The following is a 20447-nucleotide window of genomic DNA, read 5'->3' as shown; positions in this document are numbered from 1 at the left end:
CAATACTATGAATTTATAAACAAATTTGATGATATCATTTCTTGAAAAAACTGTTATGAGATGACTTTATTAGTAATTAATTTTAAAGCGCCCACTCATTACGTTTGTACCAAAACGAACGTTTGTAAATTTGATTAGAATTATATTTGGAGATTTTTCAATAAATATCTTTTGATTCTCCTGAGCGTAAACAGATTGTGTTTCATCATTGGTAAAGCATTCAGCAATCACATCATTTGAATTAATTTCTATTAAAGAACCATTAACAGTGGTATGATTTCCTGAGTTGGTTTCTGCAGCAGTTATAAATCGCAAGTGTAGAGAATTGGAAAAATCAGGACTATTGAAATTTGGAAGATATATTTGATCCGGATCAATTATATTTACCATATCGTACACGGTAACAGTATTTCCTGTTTGTGGTGCGAAAGTAAAACCTCCGCCATTAAAATATATATTAACACCAGCTTGGTTTGTTAGTGACTGTTTAACACCATTGATAGTTAAAAAATTTTCTTGTGATTGATTAGATTCATCACTACTACATCCAACAAAAAGCATGGTTAATAAAATTACTTTGACTAAATATAGATATCTCATTATGTTTATTTTATTAAATTTTGAATAGTACTATTTCAATTTAGAATTTGTTAAGTTTTTAGATTGCATCTCCTCTTGTTGAGGTTTGTAAGAAACACTTTTTGGATCATAGTATAGCTTCACAAATATAAACAAAACTATAAATTAAAAACCTTTTTTGATTTTGAATGAATCTCGTGCTTTGCCATTTCTTGTAATGGCAGTAAGCAACAGTTTATATAATAAATTCATAATACCTATTTTCAATCGCTTTTAAATCTTTTTCAATGTTTTCAATTGTCCAATCCCATTCATCTCCGGGAACCCAATTTCCACTTGCGGACATTGATAGATTACGTATAAAGTAATCAAACGATTCAGTATTTAGAGTGTCTTCTAATCCAAAATAATGAATTCTGTCATGTAATGTTTTAGTTTCCAATTTATTATTTATCCACCTATTTATAAGTAAAACTAATTTTTCTTTTTTTGATAATTTTTCTTTTTCAGTTATACCGAATGCAGGATATAAATATTCTAATATATCTGCTCTTGTAGGTTTGTAAAGGTTTGTTATTTTTATGATAAAATCATTTTGGTCTGTTGATTCAAGAATATTGATTATTTCATGAGGTAAATTTTCTGGATAAATTTCTCCAATTTCGAATTCAACAAATATTTGTTTTAATGTCTTCATTTTAAATTATTGATAAAGTCTGTGGCTTCAAGAGGTGGTTATAAACCAAGACCAAACCTTCACGAATATAAACAAACCTTTAAATTAAAGACCTTTCTGATTTCAAATGAATCTCGTGCCTAGCCATATTTTGTGACGGTTGATGTGATTTTTTTATTGTTTAATTAATTTTATTACTTGTTCTATCCAATTATTTTCTTTTAGATAAATATCTGGTTTTAAGCCCTCTTTGTCTACTGAAAAATTTGTATCAAGCCATAATTGTCGATTTGTAGGCAATTGAATTTTTATTGTTGAAAAATTTGTTTTGTAGGTTACCACATTACCATAATCCATCATTCCGCCTGAATTTGTTCCCATAACCAATACTTTATCACTTTGTTTTGCCAGAATTGTAAATAGTTCTCCACTACTTACTGTGTTTTCGTTTATTAATAATGCTATTTTCAAAGGATTAATTTTGACATTATCGAGTTTTATAGTGTCTGTTTGTGTTCCGCTTTCATTATAAAGTTCGCCATAATGAGATTTCATTTTATTCATTCTTTCATCGAGTTCTTTTTTTGTTTTAGAATCAGCATTTTCATAGTATTCGGCAATAAACTGATACCATTTTTCGAAATTAGATTGAGTCATTCGCATCTCTGAATTATAATTTAAAATTGGTTTTGTATAGATATAATCTAACAATTGTAAACCAATACTATAATCTCCACCGCTATTATTTCTCAAATCTAATATCCAAAAAGGTGTATTTTCTAATTTAGTCTTATATTTTTTTAATAAATATTCTGTTTGCTCATAGGCGTTATTTTCAAATGATGGAAACTTCCAAATTGCTACATTGTCTTTAAAATTTAAACTTGGAGCATATCTGTCTTTTGACATTTCATATTCCGTTATGTCTCTTTTTGTTTTTACGATTGGAAATAATTTTTCATAAAAAACGATATCGAAATCTAGAATGTTGTCTACTATTTTAACATCATGCTCTGAAAAATCAGTCTTGTCGCCTTCATAGAAAGTACCTAAATATTTCTGGTTAATTTTCTTAATTGTTAATTTAACTTCTCCTTCTTTCCAATTTTCATTTTGGGTTTTAATTATTGTAGCGTAGTAAAGGTTTGGTTTTGCTTGTGTTATTGCAAGTTTGTAACTTGAGTTTTCATAAATTCCTTCGATAGGATCAAGTTTTTTGTTTTTTTTAAAATAATCGGTCAATTGATTTTCTGTTAAACCTGTATGTAGAATTTCAATTTTTTTATTTTCTGAATTAGAATTTATATTTGATTTTGGTTTATTATATTTAATCCTCAAGTGCTTATCTTGAAAAAATGAAATCCAATTTTGTAATTGTTTAGCACAAATACTATCATTAGTTATTTCTTTTGACATTAAATAATGGTTAGATGTCCAATTGTCATATTCAACAAGATTTTTTGAGTTTACTTTATCAAACCACCCAGCATAATTATCTTGTACAATTTGTCTTGTTTGTAAAAAAATACTATCGCATTTACAACTTTGTGCGAAAGAGGTTTTTGCTAACATGAGGAGTAAAATAATCAGATGTTTTCTCATAAATAATAATTAGTTTTAAATATGTTGACTTTGAGTTATATTAGCTTACAATTGGTATGAAAGGCTAAAATTATCATCCTAATATTTCTAAATAAGGAATTATTAGTGCTACAATATGAATTATTTTACTCAAATCTACAAAACTAAAATTTATCTAACAATGAAATTGTGTTTTTATCTTCTAATAGCAATGTAATTAGTTCCGTCGCTTTACATCACGTAGTGTTAGCTTTAATGTGTTCTGAATTTATTGATTAAAATCAAAAACGCAAAGTCATGAGATATTTGCCCAGCTTCTGGAAACTCTTTGCGAAGCATGGGGAATTTCTTTTAAAGATTACGTATTCGTTTTTGATTATTTAATTGAGATGGAATAGTAAGCGTATGCTTAGTGATAGCATGGAACTTTTGTTAACTGTAGTATTTTATAACGATTACTTTTCGTCAATTTCTTTTGTTAGCTTGTTAGAAATTTCCTTTAACTGTTGATAGGGAAGACTAAAGAGTGTTTTTTTTAAATCTGTTTTAGTTTCTGTATTAGCAATTAATTTATTAAGTGGATTGTTTGGGGCAATTGTCTTACCGCTGTCAGGTTTCCACATAAGTAAGTCGTTAGGTTCGCATAATAATATTTCACATAATAGCTCGATGTGATCTAATCTGAAGACTCTTGTTTTACTATTTAAAAGACTGTTTGCCGTATGAGAAGTGAATCCGTTTTTAACAAGAAAGGAGTAGGGTTTTTCTATACCTCTAGTGGTAAAAATTGGTCTAAGGTTGAGTGATAACATATTGATGTTGTTAAAAATTAAAAGTATGTTGCTAAAATATGAAATTAAGTAATTAAAAATTAAAAGTTAGTTATAAAAAACACAAAATAATTATCTAATAATACAAAATATATAGTAAAAAACTAAAAGTATATTATTAAAAATTATAATTTAATAGTAAAAAAATAAAAATAGTTTGTTAAAAGTACAAAGTAATTTACTAAAAATTAAAAATAGGTAAGGAGTTTTTTAAAATTTGTTTGAAGAAGTATATACTATCTTGAGACTGGCGATAGTGTTTTGCTTAACATTATATCGTTTTACATTTGTTGTTGCTGCAAACATTGAGCGAAATAAAACTAAGGATTTTCTTTGAAAGATAGAATTGTAGCCACCAGATTATTTTCCACGAAGACTAAATAGCAAGCGCATGACTTGCAATAGGCGTAAACGGTTGTTAATAGCAGTCAATTATATCAGTCCTATATCAATAGATTTTTTAATAAGTTCAATCGCATTGTTTGCATTAAATCTTACTTTTAATCTATTAATTACTTTTTCAAGATATGAAGAACTCATTTTTAATGAAGCGGCAATTTCGGACTGACTTATTCCGTTTGAGAGCATTTTTAAAATTTGGATATCATGCTCAGATATTGGCCCTATCGTTTCACCTTGTAAATCAAAATCAGAGACATTCCCAACCTTTTGTATTTTTTTTAAATACTCGATATCAGATTTAAGTTCTAAAAGAACTTTGTCCGATTCAGAAACAAATGAATTCTTGTCTTTAATAATTGTCAAAAAAGTCGGAAGAATTGCTTTTACAGGAGAGATAAGAGTTTCGGTTAATGCTTTGGTTATACTGTCTTGCAGAATTTTTCCCCAATCTGGAATATTTTTATTGTAGATAATTACTCGCAAAGCGCGTAAATCAAAAGGAACATCTTCAAGTCTCTCAGAGAGTAATATTACGGGCTTCCCAGACGCATGTGCTAAACCTAATTCATAAAACACATTTGCATTTTGTTCAGTTAAATCTGCTAAAATGATTTTAGACTTTTGAATTGCTTCCCAAATATCATTAATGATTGTTCCAGGAGTATAAATATCATCAGCTCTTAAAGGTTTTAGATTTGCCTCATCAATTGCGGGCTTGTATATTTTCAAATAATAGTCTTCAAAATATCCTCTAAAAGGCATTATTGTAAAACAAAAATTTTTATTATCGAGATTATTCATTTTTTGCTCTTTTTTGATTGCTTATAATGTTCCAATGCTTGCTGTCTGCAGCTTCAAGCACTGACCTAAACAAAACTACGGAATTAATTTGAAAGATAAAATTTTAGTAGCCAGCATATTGTCTATAAAAACAAAATAGCAAGTGCAAGCCTAGCAATTTTTGAAATTGTTGTTGTGAACAGTTTTATTTTTATGGATTAATCTTCACATCAAATGCAACTACATTATAAATTTCGTTCTGACTTATCATTTTCCAAAAATTATTTTTAACTGACAGTTTAGGTCTTCTTTTTATTAATTCAAGTTGTTCTTTTTCTTCCAATGACCATATTTCAACTCCTTTTAAATACCTTGGCATTTCTACATATGTCATTCCTTGAAATTCAACAACAATATTTTCATTATCAAGTCCTTTAAATCTTAAAATAGAATGTCCTAAATCAAATGATTCAAGTATTAGGTTTTCTGGGGTTTTATAAATCAAGCCTTTCATTTGATGGATTTCATTTTGATATAAATTCAGAGGGTTTAAAATTTTACATAACGTTCCATTGCTTGCGGTTTGTTATCGCAGCAAAAAACTGATCAAAACAAAACTACGACTTTCCTTTGAAGTTTTAAATATTAAAAATAAATAATGAGTGTGTGATCGGCAATTGTATGGAACTAGTTTTGCTAGCAATACTATTTTAAATTAAACGACAAATTTGCATAATCATTTTCTGTGTCAATCAATTTATCATCTACTTGTCTAAATGAATTATAACAATGAATATTAAAAGAATATTCTGTTTCGTATTTTTTTCCAGCGATGTCGTGATATGATATATTTAATTTAGGAATTGGAAAATCATCAAACTCTTCAAAATTAAACCTTTTGCATTTTTCACTAAACATCTTATTCTTAGCCATAACATAATCCATATGCATATTTGTTATGCATATTGGAATTGATGTCGGTTTAAAGTTTTGTTGTAAACTTTCAGGTTTTATAAAATCAATCTTTTTATTATTTCCAATATCATCACAACTGTATGAGCTAAAATAAATATTATCAAAAATTATAACGATTGATTTGTCTTCTTTATCGTTTCTAAAATTAAATTTTGAGTCTAAATTGCATATTATTTTTGCAGCTTTAACGTAATCAAAAGTCCATTCATAATTTATGTTACTCGCTACACCATATCCAATATTTTCGAAGAAAAATTGTGCAGATACTGAATAACCTTTTCTACTATCTTCTCTTACGGGCTCATATAAATTGTGTAAATAATATAAATATAATGACTTCATTTCTGAATGTGGATTTCCTTTAACGGAAAGAGAAAATTCGTTGAAATATAGTTTTGGCTGATACATCGCGCGCCTTTGTTTTATAACTTCTTTTAAAGCAAATAAAGCAATTATACTAGAAATGAAAGTTCCAATTCCAGCAAAAATGTCAACATAAAAATTAATTTCGGTAGAGCTCATAAATATTACTTATAACGTTTCTCAGCAACAAAAAGTGGCGATGAACCAAGATCAAGCCTTCACAAATATAACCAAAACTTCAACTTAATAACTTTTCCCGATTTTAAATGAATCTCGTGCTTTGCCATATCTTGTAACGTCTGTTGGGAATAGTTATTTGCTTGAAAACTCAATTTTATCATTATCTAAATCAATATTTCCCTCGTAAATACTACCTCTTAGAATTAGTTTTGGCGGACCATTTAAAGAATATCCGCATTCAAAATATTTTTTTAAAGATAAATACAAAATGACGTTTTTTGGATTTATATCCTCGATGTTTTTAGGGAAATTTTCTATGGAGTTATTTCCTGATACATAACAAATATAGTTTACAAACTTTGATTCTGAAGCATGTCCTTTTCCAGAATTAATGTTCTGAAATTCAAAAATTCCTGATGTATTTGATTTTTCAATTTCTATAAGTGGTGCTAAGATTTTTTTTGGAATTTTATCTGATATTTCTTGATAGCTTGAAAATGGCATCGGCGAGCGTAAACTCAATTTTAAAATTATATCATCAGGTTTTATTCTTTTATTAACCTGACAAATTATAAAGCTAGAAAATAGGATGAAAGTGAAACATATAACTAAAAATGACCAACCTTTCCAGTTTAGATTTCTATTTTCCCTTCCTTTTTTTAAATTACAAAAAGCTGGAATTAAACCAATTATAATTCCAAAAATAATATTTATGATTTCTTTATTCTCAAATAAAAATTCTGTCATATTTCTAATTTTTTTAATATTGTCACCAACGTTGCGGCTTCAAGAAGTGGCGATAAACCAAGACCAAGCATTTACAAATATAACTAAAACTTTAAATTAGAAACTTTTTTTGATTTTGAATAAAGACAGTGCTGAGTCATTTTTTGAAACGTCAGTTAGCGGAAGTTTTTTATTATTCGCTTTAAAAGATTTTCTTTTGGAGGTTTTATTTCTTGAAAATAATTAGGGTTAATTTTATTTATATCTTCTCCGTCATAACTTATTCGATATTCAACTTCATTTGAGTCAATCATTTTAATATACTCATCACAAAAAATAAAATTTTCTGTACCTTGATAAGAAATAAAATGGTCCATTCCACTGAAACTCCATTTATCATTTCCATTTATATCTATTCTTGCAACTTCAAGCTCATCATAAATTATTAAATCATTTTCGTATAATTTAAAAGATATAATGTCTGTAAAACTTTTCTTTTGCCAATTTAGCATAAAGTTTCCTTTATCAAATGAAAGTAAAATACCGTCAAATGAAATAATTATTGAATTTTCAAGAATTAAATATTTCTCCAATAAAATATAGGTATTCGAATCGAAAAATATTCCAAATATATTAATTGACTTTATGAGTTTTCTGTCGAAACTAAAAAGTGAAATTTTTACTTTTGTTGGATAATTTATGTCAATATTTTCTGAATGATTGCTATAAAACGAATCTGAAGAAGAAAATATTTTTTCATCTTCAATTTTCTCAAAAATTAAAATTTTATCATTCATATCTATTTCATTCATAGGTTTTACGGTGTTACTTGAAAATTTCAGCTAACGGTTCTCGGCTTCATGTCTGTTGCTGCTGCAAGCACGAACCAAACAAAACTTTTAATTAATAACCTTTCCAATTTCTGATAAATCCCATACTTGCCATTTCGTGAAACCGCTGTTGGCAGATCGGTTTTCTTTATCTTTCTATTATTTTTGCTTTCAATATTTCTTCCAAATCTTTTATGCTTTTTTTACTTTCTGCTTTGAAACCAAACGAAACCATGACAATGCCAACAATAAGCATAAAAAAAGGAATAAACATAAATAAACCACCTTCGGAATTTAATCCGTTTTTAAAAATTATGCCATATGATGTAGCCAAGCAACCAATTAAAACTCCGCCTAACCAAATTATCATAAAAACTTTTACAAATTCAACAAGGTTCATTTTTACGCTTATTTTTGAACCATTAAAATCATTTTGAATTTCGCCATTTATTATTGGTAGAAATGAGTTTCTGTAGTTTATAGCTCTTTTAATTTCAAATGAATTATTATATATTTTACCAATATAAGGTTTGGAATAAGAATGATTAATTGCACCAAAACCAAAAGATTTTTCAGCTTCAATTTCATTTTGTAGATGTGCTAAAAGTTCTTCTTTAGTTAATGTAGAATGATAAACTAATTTTTCAAAAGGTAATAATTTTTTAATCATCTGTTTTTAAGTTGTTTTTATTCGATTAAATCATTTACTATTAAATTCAAATCCTTTAAACGCTTTTTAATTTCGGATGATTTTTCTTCGATACCTTTTGATGTAAAATGTAAATTCTCGAAAAGTAAATTGTTTGGCTGAACTAATATTTCTGTATAAGAAACTTCACTTGAGAATGATTCTATATTCTTTGTTAAAGTTTCACCATTTTTAAATTCAAAAGTTCCTTTTAGATTATTCCATACAGTTGTTAATTTACATTTATCAGATGCAAAATTAATTGTAGCCATTCCTAAACCACAAAATTCTTGTCCAACAGCTAGATGCTTCTTTAAATTTGAACAAGCTCCAATTTTTGTCATTATAAATTCCGCATTTGATATTTTTTGGTTTTTCCTTATTTCTAATGACATCCCAGTATTATATTTCACCGAAAATGAATTTATCCAAACAGTCAATTCAATTTCATTACAGTTTCCATCAAAATACTCATCAAAAGCATGACATAAAACTTCAAAAGGTAAAGCATCAAGTGAGTTTTCAGAAAAACACTTCTCAAAATACATTTTTGGTCTCATTCTAACATGTTCTCCAGCTTCAAGTGCTCGAATACTATCTTCTGTATATTTTTCTTTCATGTTTTTTACAATTACTCTCAACGTTTAAGGCTTCAAGAAGTTTGGGACTAAATTAAGCCCATTATTCGGATTAGTCAAATCTTCCAAATACAAAACCAACTTCAAATTAAGCCAAATTCCCAAATTGCTTGTAGCGTGTGTTAGCCGTAGTTTATATTACCTAAATATTATTTTATGTATTTTTAAATCAATTTTGGTTCCGCTAATTCCTCTTATTTCCATAAAATGTGTTCCCATAGGTTTTTCGATTTCAATTTTTTCAATTCTCGATAAGTAATATTCAGCATCTCTTTCCGAAAATTTTGATAAAGACTCTAATTTCAAATCTCTAATTCTTTTTGCAAATTCTTTTCCATTCGTAGGTGAGATCTCTTTAACAATTCCAATTTCAGAGGGCAATTCAGATTCAGTTCCGTTAAAAAAGTGCATACTTTTCCGAACTCTCTTTTTTGGCTTAAATCCAAAAGGGGCAGGAATTAATAATTCTCCATTTTTAGTGTAGTTATTATCGTTGTATTCCGAACTGGAAAATAATGCTTTCGTATAAATTTTATTTTCAGTCTGTTGAAAATTTAGAGGTGTTTTGAAGGGGTTTTTATAGTCTATTTCGTTATTCCCTGATTCTATTTCTAAACTACAATTTTCGGGTAAATTCATTATTACTTCGCAATCACAAAATCCACCATTAGATTCCAAAACGTCAATTAAGTCAGCCTTATTAATTCCGTTTTTTTCAGCCCAATCAAAAGCATTTTTCAATGAATGGTCACATCCAATTTTTTCAATTCGGTTTTCTATAAATACACAAAGTTCGGTTACTTGATTTTCTGTTAATACGGTCATTTTCTTAAATTATGGCTAACGTTTCGCTTTAAGAAGTGGCGATGAACCAAGGCCATTCCTTCACAAATATAAACAAAACTTTAAATTAATAACTTTTTTTGATTTTGAATAAAGGCAGTGTAGCGTCACTTCTTCAGACCGTTGTTGGTGGCTGTTATTTTTGCGTGAAATATTCAACCACTTCTTTATCTTCGACAACAATATGGTCTGTAATATGAAATACTTCGCTTATCCAAGGATGTTTTAACGCATCTTTTCTGTCCAATATTTTTCCGAGTAAACTTTGTTTCCATGGCGACTCTTCTTTATTGATTAGTCCGATTTGAAAATTGTCTTTATTCGTCCAAATTCTAAATGGAAATGAGAATCTATTTTTCGGTTCTTCATCAGTTCCCCAATCTCCAATACTAATTATTCCAGTTGCAATTTTTTCTTCGTGATCTTTGGTGAACTTTATATAATAAATTGCAAATGCGTCATTATCTTTATAGACAAATCTTGTAAGTTTAGTAGTTTCTTTTCCACAACATTCGCAAGTTTCTATATTCGGTTTTTCAAATTCTATTTTAATCATGATTTTTTTTGAGCAGGATTTTCAATATAATAGCCACTAACGTTTCGCGGCTTGCTTTCAGTGGCGTTAATTAATCACTGACCATTACAAATATAAACAAAACTTTAAATTAAAAACCTTTCCGATTTCAAATAAATCCCGAGCCAAGCCATTGAAGCAAACCGCTGTTGTGTGCAGTGCTTATTCATCAGTTCCTTTTTCCCATATTTCGAATAATTCTTTTTTTGTTTTGAATTTATATTCTGTTTTATAAACTTTTAGAGTTTCATTATCAGGAAAATCTACACTCATTTTTTTCAATTCTATTTCAGCTTTTTTCAAATCGCCTTTTGCTTCCAAAGCTGTTAAATATTCCATTCTCAAATTAAATTCATTATTTTGATTAGGTTCAAGGAATAAGTTTTGATAGTCTAAAATTGCTTGGTCATAGTATTTTTCAGCTTCAACTTTTTCTCCACTCAATTCTAAATATAAACCTCTTTGAATTTTCCAATATGGTTGTTTCGAACGCAATTGAATCATCTTTTCGTTATTTTTTAATAATCCTTTGATGTCCTTTTTGTATGCTAAAAATGTACTTTTAGCCTCATATGCTCCAAAATTTTCATCATCAATTTTAATTGCTTGATTTATTAAGACTAAGCAACTGTCAACTTTAACTTTTTTATCAAGTTTTGATTCCCAAAAAAAGGTATTAGCTTTTTTAACTAATTCTTTAGATTCTTTTTTTTGTCCTTTACAAGAAACAATTGATAGTAAAATAGTTAAAATTAGTGCTTTTTTCATTTTTTAAGATTTTTTTTGCATTGCTCACAACTATTAAATAGGCGCTACTTTATAGCGCCAATACGCCCAAATCTGGAATGATTAGCGCTACTAGATAGCGTATTTTATTCAAATATATGAAACTAAAATTTATCGTACAAAGAAAGTACGGTTTTATCTTCCAATGACAATCCAGTTGGTTCCATCGCTTTGTACCATGTAGCGTTGGTTGGCGTTTAGTGTTGTTATGGTAGCATTTGTGACATCATCGTAAATGCCACCGCCAGAAGTTGAAAAGGTTTTTGAGGTAATTCCGTTGCTTCCTATGATGATGAACACTTTTCCTAAATTAGCAACAGCATCGGGCAATCGAACATTGGTTATACCATTAAAAACTCTTACCGTATATTCGGTTAATGGCACGTTGTAAATGCCGCCACCACTTGTTACTGTATAAGGTTTTACATTTGGGTCAACCCAAGTAGGATATGCGCCAGCACCATTACTAGACAATACTTCACCAAGATTTCCCGCAGTATTGTTAGGCATCAATGAACCTGAAAATTTTACGCTTCCTGATACATCTAATTTTTCAGTTGGATTAGTTTCGCCAATACCAATTTTTCCCAGAAAAGCATCGTTCATATTGGTTCCGTAAATTTGGTTTCCAATGGAAAGTTGGTTGCTACCATTAGGATTTGGAACTTGCGCTTGATTTCCAATTCCGATATTGTTATCGCCAGAAACACTATTGTTCAATGCAAAATAACCCAATGCTGTGTTGCCACTACCTGTGGAAAAATAGAGTGAACCAACACCATAAGCTGAATTTTGGCTTCCAATTGTATTTGTAATTAATGCATTAGTTCCGAAGGCACAGTTTTGAAATCCTGAGATGTTTCCTCTCAAAGCTAAATCGCCAAAGGCAGCATTGCTTTCGCCAGTTAGATTTTCGTAAAGTGTTAAATTTCCAACTGAAGTATTAAAATTTCCTGTAGTATTTTTATACATTGCACTATATCCAATGCTCACATTATAACCGCCGTTTGTATTGCTGAATAAGGAAGAAGCTCCAAATCCAATATTATACAAACCGACAGAGGCAGGATTTAATGAGTTTATTCCGAAGGAAGTATTTGTGGTATTAATTAATCCTGCTCTTGTATTATTTCTTCTGAAAACTACATTTGAATTGTCTGTTGTTCCAATGAAGTTTGTTGCTGGATTTATTCCTGCATTTCCAGTTAAATTCCATCCTGATGATGCCGAAAAAGTGGTCCAAGTTGTTCCGTTGTAATACCAAAAACCACTCACAACGTTGGTTTGGAAAATTAATAAACCTGTTGCAGGTGAAACGATTGCTAATTTTTGCGCTTCGGTCATTCTTGGAATTAATAAACCACTATTTGAGGATGTTATATCGAGCATGGAACTTGCATTTGGACTCGTTGTTCCAATTCCTACTTGCGAGAATGCCACCATCTGGGTTAACAAAATTGTTATTGTAAAAAGTATAATTTTTCTCATGAAAACCTTTTTGTATGTAAAATACTAATACAACAAATTAGAAATCGAAAACCCTACCTTATCGAATTCCTTTTTTTTAGAAATCTGAAAAACAAAAAAGTGTATTCTAAAAAATAAATAGAATACACTTTTAAAAAAACAACCAAACTCAATTATCGTTCTTCATAAATAACATCAATTTCTAGAATTGTTGTTGCCGTACTTTGATATCTTACATTTTCAATTTTGTTGTTGTCATTTCTAGTTGTAATGGAGTTTAACGTTGTTGTTCCGCTAGAAATGGACGTAATTTCTTTATTTGAAAACACTTGTAATGAGAAAAGACTGTTGTCAAAAAGTGCCATCACAATTAATGGAACAATGTTTTTATTGTTTTTAAAAATGCCATTGTTGTTGTTTCGAGCTACTGTAGTATTTTGCCCAGAATAAAATAATTCTGTTAGATTGTTTGAATTATCGATGGTTATTTCTGTAAAAACATCGGAAACAGATTCAATAAGACCAGTATATTTTTTTTCGTTATTATCGTAAGTAAAATTGATAATCCACGGATCAATCGATGGTTCAAAAGGTGTAATAATTGTTTTTGAAAGTTTTCCATCAGTGTAAGTGAAATCCATATCAATTTCATCTGTTAATCCAAATGTGGTGTAGGTAGAATGTATTTTAGTAATTACATTTTGAGAATTGTAAGTAATTGTTTTTTCAATCGTTCCACCAAGTTGAGAAATGGTATAACCCGAAATTCTATTTTTTGAATCATATTCAAACGTTATGGATTGATTGTCATCAGGCGAAGTTGGATAATTAGATTCAATTGTTTTTACATAATATTCTTTACTATCGTCGTCGTTGCTGCATGAAATGGTTAGAAATGCCATTGCAACTAGTAAAAGTGCTGTGAATTTAGTTTTCATGATTTATGTTTTAAGGTTTTTTATCGGTTTTCGTAGGTTACATCCATACTAAAAATGGAACTTGAACTGTTTGAGTAATCAATTTGTGTGATTAAATTGTTTTCATCTCTTGTAGTCGTCGCATACAATGTGGTCGTTGCTGCTTCAATGGAAGAAATTTCCTTATTAGCAAATAGTTGAAGTAAATATCTAGTGGTACTTTCTGAAGAGAAAAAATGCGTTAGAAGTAGCGGAACATTATTTTTAGTATTTTTAAAAAGTCCTGAGTTGGCATTATACGACATCACACTATTTTCTGAACCTACAACAAATTGTTTGATGTTTTCATTTGCATCTATTCTGATTTCAATTACATAGCCATCGCTATCATTGCCTAAATATTTATTTTGTGCTTCATCATAAGTAAAATCCATAGAATAATTTATGATTCCAGTTTCGTCAGCGATTTCTAATTTAGCTAATTTTCCATCGGTATAACTGTAAATAAAACTCGTTAATTGAGAAGCACTTGCGCTGGTTGATGTTCTATTTATTTTAGTAATTAATCCGCTTGAATTATAAATTATATCGTGAGAAATACTTCCGCTAGATTTTGTTATGGTATAATTAAAGATTCTCTTTTTACTATTATAAACAAAGTCAATGGTTTGATTTGCACTTGGTGTTGCTGAAGAAGTAGATACAATTTTCTTTACGTATGCTTCTTTCTTTTCATCGTCATTACTGCAAGAACTAAATGTAAATAGTACTGCGAGAAGAAATAATTGTAATGTTTTTGTTTTCATGATTAGTTTTTTTTGAAAGTTGTTTTTTTTATCAATTTATTTTGGTGAATGATACTCAATTCATAATCGCCTTTTTCCAAATGATTTATATTCAAATAGATTGATTTTGAAGGAAGTTCTTCTACTTTGCCTACATATTTTGTCTTTTTTTTATTTGACATTGAACAAGAGTTAGAAAAATTATTTTTTTCAATAATTAATTCATTTGAATGAAATTGAACGAAACATCACCAGCAAAATAAGATGTTGCAATGTTCGTTGGGTAGTTTTGTGCTGTACCTGAAACCCATTTATAATTGTCAATTTTGATATTTCCAGAAGTGATAGGATAACTTACATCTGAATTGTCAGCTCTTCTGTGATTGTACCAATCGTTTGAGTTCATTGTGATAGCATATTGATGGTTTGCTTCTAGTTCTAAATCAGCAATATCAATGCTTTGTTCACTGTTTGCTGAAGTTATATTTAACGTTTCTGATCTCATTACTGTTGTTGTTACTTTGTCCCAAATTGTAACTCTAACGGCATTATTTACATCGGGAATTTTAACTTTTAAAGCAGTGATTTTTCCTTTTACAAGTGGCGTAAATTCTATTCCAAATTCATAATTACCTCCATCAATTGTGCTGTCAGTGGTTCCTGAAAATTGTGAGGTTGTTAAAAATCCATCTAGAAAGTTTTCTTCAGTATAGTTTCTTTCATCGTCTTTTGAACATGATGATAATGTAATTCCAATTATTAGAATTGCTTTTAAAAAATGATTTTTCATGATATTATTTATTTAATGATTTTAAATTCTACTCTTCGGTTTTGTTTTTTACCTTCATCAGATTTATTTTCGGCAATTGGTTCGGTTTCTCCTTTGCCATTTGTTGTCATTCTTGATTTTTCAATTCCAAAATTTGATGCTAGATAGTTTTTAACGCTTTCTGCTCTTTGTTCAGAAAGTTTTTGATTGTCAGTTTCTTTTCCATCGCTATCGGTATGACCAGTAATTGAAATTTTAGTTTTTGGATTTTCTTTTAATGCAGTTGCTAACTCTTCTAAAACTGTTGCACTTGACGACTTAATAGTGGCTTTGTTTGTATCAAATAAAATTTCATTTGTAGAAAAACTTCCTGTTTCAATTAGTTTGTGTCTTGTGTCTTCTCCTGCGACAGCTAATCGAAGATTTGAGATGTAATATTTATCTTTTTTCTCATAATATCCGTGTGTAAAAAAGACAATACTGTTGTAGTTTGCATCTTGAAAAGCATTAGGTAAGTCCCAAACTTTTTCACCATTTACATACATTCGTAGTCTGTTGTTTTGTCTCCAAAACTGAATTTTAGCCGTGTTTTGATTGTTGTTGTAGCTGTTTAATTCTACATTATTATTCATCAATTCTGAGCCATCAGCAATCACTCTAAATCCTGAACCACCAACAATTTCTGTTCCTGCAAGTTGCGGATGAAGACTTAAAATGATGCCTTCTTTTCCGCTTTGAAATTCTTTCCATTGGGTGTAATCGTTTTTCTTTTTTGTTTCAATAAACCCAATTTTAAAAGCAGTTGAATAGAAAGAGAAATCATCTGCAGAATATAAATCAAATTCAAAAGTGAAATTTTCAGGAAGTTTTTTGATATGATTTGGAGTATAATTTCCATTGTCATTAAGTTGTAGCCATTTTGTTTTATCATCAGAAAAATTAACTACTTCACCACTGCTGTTTGTGGACCAATTGACAGGAAAATCTCCAATAACATCTTGCGAAAAATCTTCAGTTGCTAAAACTTTTGTTCCAGATTCAAAATCTTTTGCTGTTTTTATGGATTTATTTTTTTTATCCTTTTTTGAAGATTTACTTTTTGGATTTAAAACTTTATCAACCGTTTTATCTGTAGTTTTTTCAGCTTTTTGTTCTACTTTTCTTTCTACCGTTCTTTTGGCAGCATCTTCTGCCTTTTTTGCTAGTTTGTCAAGAAATTGTGCATTGCCAATGGTTGAAAATAACAATGCAAATAATAGTAATTGTGTTTTCATGATTTTGATGTTTTGATTGTACGAAGCAAAATTGTACATAACAAAACAAAAACGATGAAACTATTGTATCAGTAGATTGGACAAATGTAACAGAACGTTACACGTCAATAAAATCAATGCTTTACGAAGGAATTATTTATTTTTTTCTTGATATTCAGATGGCGTGCAATTGTATTTTTCTTTGAAGCAACGAATAAAATAAGAAGTGTCGTTAAAGCCAACAGCATAAATTATTTCTGCAATAGTTCCATTTCCTTTTTTGAGTAATTCTGTGGCAACTTTTAATCGTTCGTTTCTCAAAAATTCTGTTGCAGAAACTCCAAGTAGTGATTTTAGTTTACGATGCAATTGCATTCGGCTCATTCCAACAGCAGTTGCAAAATCTTCTGAACTGAATTCGGAATTTGATAATTCTTTGTCTAAAATAACTTGCAGTTTTTCTATAAATTTTTCATCAACCGAGTTAATTACAATATCAACAGGTCGCAAAACTAATTCTTGACTGTAACGTTGATGTAGTTTTTTACGTTCGGCAATCAATTGGTTAACAGTTTCTTTTACAATTTCGTTGTTAAATGGTTTGGTTAAATAGGCATCGGCTGTACTTTTTAAACCTTCAAGGTGTGCCTCGTCGGTTGTTTTTGCCGTTAGCAAGATTACAGGAATAAACGATGTAAGTTCGTTATTTTTGATTTGTTTGGTAAATTCAAATCCATCCATTTTTGGCATCATCACATCGCTGATTATGCAATCTGGAATATCTTTTTTGGCAATTTTTAATGCTTGTTCGCCATCTTCAGCTTCCAGAATTTGATATTTATTTTTAAAAATATCTTTCAAAACTATTCTAACATCTTGATTGTCATCAACTATTAATAAAATGGGAAGTTCCGTTTCATTGCTACTTTCTTCTGAAATAATTGCTTTAAGAACTTCTTTTGTAACTACTATAGCATTTTCATTTACTTTTTCTAATGGCAATGAAATTGCAAAACTCAAAATACCATTTTCAGCATTAGTTTCAATTATTCCTTTATATAGTTCAACCAGTTCTTTTACCAATGCTAATCCGATACCAACGCCTTGATGATTTTCTTTTTTCTGATAAAAACGTTCAAAAAGTTTTGGTAAATCTTCTCTTTTAATTTCCGAACCCGAATTGGAAACAATAAACTGCAATTGATTGTTTTCTATTTTAGATTCAAAAGTAACTTTTTCATTCTCATTTGTATATTTGATTGCATTTGAAAGTAAATTACTTACGATTTTCTCTATTACATCTTTATCAAAATGATGATTTTCTTGATTTTTTTCGATTGTTGAAGTAAATGCAAGCTTGTTTTCTTTTGCTTGAAAAGTGAATGAATCAACTAATGAATTCAAAAATGTAGCTATATTTCCTTCTTTTAAAATAAGCTGTAATTTTCCACTATCAAGTTTGGAAAGTTCTAAAAGCTGATCGACTAAATTTAGCATTCTATTGGAATTTTTATCAATCAAATCCAATTTGTTTTTATGGTTTTCATTTGTAATTTCTGCTTGTAAACTTTGCACAGGACTTTTTATCAATGTCAGTGGTGTTCTAAATTCATGCGAAATGTTAGCAAAAAATCTCGATTTTAATTCGTTTAGTTCTTTCAGTTTTTGCGCTGTTTTTATTTTGTTGCGATAACCATAAAACAGAAATGCTCCTAAAGCAAGAAGCAATGCAACAATGCTCAAATAAATATAGTTTTGTTTTGTTGTTACTTCAGAAAGAAATTTTATTTCTTGTTCTTTCTTTTCTGTTTGGTATTTAGTTTCAAGTGAAGTCGTTAAATTGCGATTTTCTTTTTCTATTAAATCTTCTCTTAAATTATAAGCATCTTTTAAATAGATATTGGCTTCTTCATGTTTCCCAATTTCTGAGTAGCATCTTGATAAATTGAATATTAAACGTTCGAAAGCATCTATATCAGTAAGATTTATAGATTCATATATTTTTTTTGCTTCTTGCAAATTATTTATTGCTGAGTTGAATTCTTTGGTTTTTTTTCTTTGAAAACTTCCATAGTAGGCAAGTGCTCTTGCAAGTTCTAAATTGTCTTCTTTTTGTCTTAAATAGGTAATTCTTTTTATTTGTTCTTTGTTTGCGTTTGGAATATCATCAATACCAATGTAATAAGAAGTGTAGAGCAAGAAAATTTGGGACATATTTCTTACATCATCTTTTTTAGAATAATAGTTATAGGCTTTGTCAATATATTCCTTTGATTCTTGATGTTTTTCTTGAAGTTCACTAATGTCTGCTAAATAGGTATAAATTAGATTAATCATTTCTTCCGATTTGATTTCTTTGGCTATTTTCAGAGCTTCTAATAATAATTTTTCGGCTTCTAAAGTGGTTTCTTTACTAAATTTTTGACGAATAATTTCGGAACGTTGAATGATAGCATAAATAGTTGTCTTGTTTTTTATTTTGTATTTTTTTGATATGGAATCTACTTTTAGAAATTCAGGAAAAGCGTCTGCCCAATCATTATTTAAATATGAAACCTGCCCTTTTGAATATAAAGTTTCAATCAGTAAGATTTTATTTTTGCTTTTATCAGCTATATTTTTTGCAATGGAAAAATAATCAGTAGAGTCTTTTTTTATAGTCGTATTTAATAATCTGAATAATTGAAGTGATGACTTAACCATCAAGGAATCTATTCCTTTTTGTTTATTGAATTGAAATGCTTTTTTTGCGTAAAAATAAGCACTATCAACGTTGAGGTTTTTACGATATACATCTGCTAATTCATATTGTAATATTGCTTTTTTTTCATTTGATGTTGCAAGTTTAATCTCATTTCTTAATGTTTTGATTGTTTTATTTTGAGAGTAATTTGTAATGGTAAAAAAAAGCAAGAATAGTAAAAGTAATTTTTTCATTTTATTACAATTTATAAAAGTAAAGTTATACAATTTTACTTAAATAAAAGTTATTGTAATAAAACTATCGTAACAAAATGATGTTACAAATAAAATATAAAATGCTGTAATAGTGTGTTTTAGTTTATTGGAATTGACTAAGTAGTAAATTATAGCATTGATTTATACTACAAACTGAAAATTCGTCAGTTAAAATAGTCTTAAAAACGTCAAAATTTCAGTTTAAAGTATTCATTATCAGTCAAAATGACTTGTTTTTTGTATTGGTATACAATTTGTTTTTTGGAAGAACATAACTAATAAATGTTTAATTTAAAATATAAAATTATGAACTTAATTAAAAGAAACACAGTACCATTTCCATCAATTATCGATGAATTATTAAAACCAGATTGGTTAGGAGGAATTCAAAATTTTAATACCAATGTACCAGCGGTAAATATCAAAGAAACCGATACAAGTTTCGGAATAGAATTAGCTGCTCCAGGAAAGAAAAAAGAGGATTTCAATATCGAAATTGATCACAATGTGCTTACCATTTCATCTGAAAGTAAATTAGAAAAAGAGGAATCAGAAGGAAAATATACCAGAAGAGAATTTAGTTATTCGTCTTTTAGAAGAGCGTTTACTTTACCAGAAACAGTAAATACTGAAAATATTAATGCTACTTATGAAAATGGTGTTTTGTATGTGGCATTGCCTAAAAAAGAAGAAGCGCTTCCAAAACCAAAACGTTTAATAGAAATTGGTTAATTAATTGTTGGTTTGAATGAAAAAACGCAACCTTAAAAAGTTGCGTTTTTTTATTAAAAGGTCTTCACTTCAATAAACTCAGCGCAAGCTGGCTCAGACTGACAATTGTATATCG

Annotated in this window: 22 protein-coding genes; 1 reads left to right on the top strand and 21 read right to left on the bottom strand. The window is 29.0% G+C overall.

Translation table 11 applies throughout. From position 1 onward, the window contains the following. Positions 1-69: 69 nt before the first annotated feature. The 21 genes from Q0049_RS15505 to Q0049_RS15405 form a co-directional block, all read right to left on the bottom strand. Positions 70-600: a hypothetical protein gene (locus tag Q0049_RS15505; RefSeq protein ID WP_298121786.1), complete on the bottom strand. Its 531-nt coding sequence runs from the start codon at positions 598-600 to the stop codon at positions 70-72. Positions 601-814: 214 nt separating this feature from the next. Then, positions 815-1276, bottom strand: a complete 462-nt coding sequence (locus tag Q0049_RS15500) for a hypothetical protein (RefSeq protein ID WP_298121784.1) — start codon at positions 1274-1276, stop codon at positions 815-817. A 153-nt stretch (positions 1277-1429) separates the two neighbouring features. Then, complete coding sequence (locus tag Q0049_RS15495) at positions 1430-2671, bottom strand: S41 family peptidase (RefSeq protein ID WP_298121782.1); 1242 nt, start codon at positions 2669-2671, stop codon at positions 1430-1432. 620 nt (positions 2672-3291) lie between these two features. Continuing rightward, a complete protein-coding gene (locus tag Q0049_RS15490; protein ID WP_298121780.1) occupies positions 3292-3648 on the bottom strand; it encodes a helix-turn-helix transcriptional regulator in 357 nt (118 codons plus the stop codon). Positions 3649-4098: 450 nt separating this feature from the next. Then, a complete protein-coding gene (locus Q0049_RS15485) occupies positions 4099-4869 on the bottom strand; it encodes a hypothetical protein (protein WP_298121778.1) in 771 nt (256 codons plus the stop codon). Positions 4870-5059: 190 nt separating this feature from the next. Beyond that, complete coding sequence (locus Q0049_RS15480; protein WP_298121775.1) at positions 5060-5362, bottom strand: hypothetical protein; 303 nt, start codon at positions 5360-5362, stop codon at positions 5060-5062. Between the two features lie 191 nt (positions 5363-5553). Beyond that, positions 5554-6345 carry a hypothetical protein gene (locus tag Q0049_RS15475; RefSeq protein WP_298121774.1) on the bottom strand — a complete coding sequence of 264 codons (792 nt, stop codon included), beginning with the start codon at positions 6343-6345 and terminating at the stop codon, positions 5554-5556. Between the two features lie 153 nt (positions 6346-6498). After that, positions 6499-7113, bottom strand: a complete 615-nt coding sequence (locus Q0049_RS15470; RefSeq protein WP_298121771.1) for a hypothetical protein — start codon at positions 7111-7113, stop codon at positions 6499-6501. A 155-nt stretch (positions 7114-7268) separates the two neighbouring features. Beyond that, positions 7269-7904 carry a hypothetical protein gene (locus Q0049_RS15465; RefSeq protein WP_298121770.1) on the bottom strand — a complete coding sequence of 212 codons (636 nt, stop codon included), beginning with the start codon at positions 7902-7904 and terminating at the stop codon, positions 7269-7271. Positions 7905-8070: 166 nt separating this feature from the next. Next, complete coding sequence (locus Q0049_RS15460; protein ID WP_298121768.1) at positions 8071-8592, bottom strand: hypothetical protein; 522 nt, start codon at positions 8590-8592, stop codon at positions 8071-8073. A gap of 17 nt (positions 8593-8609) precedes the next feature. Next, on the bottom strand, positions 8610-9230 hold the full coding sequence (locus Q0049_RS15455; protein ID WP_298121766.1) for a hypothetical protein: 621 nt from the start codon (positions 9228-9230) through the stop codon (positions 8610-8612). Positions 9231-9386: 156 nt separating this feature from the next. Then, positions 9387-10073: a DUF2695 domain-containing protein gene (locus Q0049_RS15450; protein WP_298121763.1), complete on the bottom strand. Its 687-nt coding sequence runs from the start codon at positions 10071-10073 to the stop codon at positions 9387-9389. Between the two features lie 154 nt (positions 10074-10227). Continuing rightward, on the bottom strand, positions 10228-10647 hold the full coding sequence (locus tag Q0049_RS15445) for a hypothetical protein (RefSeq protein WP_298121761.1): 420 nt from the start codon (positions 10645-10647) through the stop codon (positions 10228-10230). A gap of 180 nt (positions 10648-10827) precedes the next feature. Beyond that, on the bottom strand, positions 10828-11433 hold the full coding sequence (locus Q0049_RS15440; RefSeq protein ID WP_298121758.1) for a hypothetical protein: 606 nt from the start codon (positions 11431-11433) through the stop codon (positions 10828-10830). 153 nt (positions 11434-11586) lie between these two features. Beyond that, complete coding sequence (locus Q0049_RS15435; RefSeq protein WP_298121756.1) at positions 11587-12939, bottom strand: hypothetical protein; 1353 nt, start codon at positions 12937-12939, stop codon at positions 11587-11589. A gap of 152 nt (positions 12940-13091) precedes the next feature. Beyond that, positions 13092-13856, bottom strand: coding sequence for a hypothetical protein (locus tag Q0049_RS15430; RefSeq protein ID WP_298121754.1), 765 nt, complete (start codon positions 13854-13856; stop codon positions 13092-13094). A 20-nt stretch (positions 13857-13876) separates the two neighbouring features. After that, positions 13877-14641 carry a hypothetical protein gene (locus Q0049_RS15425; RefSeq protein WP_298121752.1) on the bottom strand — a complete coding sequence of 255 codons (765 nt, stop codon included), beginning with the start codon at positions 14639-14641 and terminating at the stop codon, positions 13877-13879. A 2-nt stretch (positions 14642-14643) separates the two neighbouring features. Further along, positions 14644-14802, bottom strand: a complete 159-nt coding sequence (locus Q0049_RS15420; protein ID WP_298121750.1) for a hypothetical protein — start codon at positions 14800-14802, stop codon at positions 14644-14646. Positions 14803-14837: 35 nt separating this feature from the next. Then, a complete protein-coding gene (locus Q0049_RS15415; RefSeq protein ID WP_298121748.1) occupies positions 14838-15410 on the bottom strand; it encodes a hypothetical protein in 573 nt (190 codons plus the stop codon). 8 nt (positions 15411-15418) lie between these two features. Beyond that, positions 15419-16663: an OmpA family protein gene (locus Q0049_RS15410; protein ID WP_298121745.1), complete on the bottom strand. Its 1245-nt coding sequence runs from the start codon at positions 16661-16663 to the stop codon at positions 15419-15421. A gap of 132 nt (positions 16664-16795) precedes the next feature. Continuing rightward, on the bottom strand, positions 16796-19579 hold the full coding sequence (locus tag Q0049_RS15405; RefSeq protein ID WP_298121742.1) for a response regulator: 2784 nt from the start codon (positions 19577-19579) through the stop codon (positions 16796-16798). Between the two features lie 327 nt (positions 19580-19906). Between Q0049_RS15405 and Q0049_RS15400 the strand changes: the two genes are divergently transcribed. Further along, positions 19907-20332: an Hsp20/alpha crystallin family protein gene (locus tag Q0049_RS15400; protein WP_298121738.1), complete on the top strand. Its 426-nt coding sequence runs from the start codon at positions 19907-19909 to the stop codon at positions 20330-20332. Positions 20333-20447: the final 115 nt, after the last annotated feature.

The organism is Flavobacterium sp., from assembly GCF_027484205.1.
GTDB lineage: Bacteria > Bacteroidota > Bacteroidia > Flavobacteriales > Flavobacteriaceae > Flavobacterium.
The sequence above is the reverse complement of the archived record's forward strand: the minus strand, read 5'-3'. Positions and strand labels throughout refer to the sequence as shown.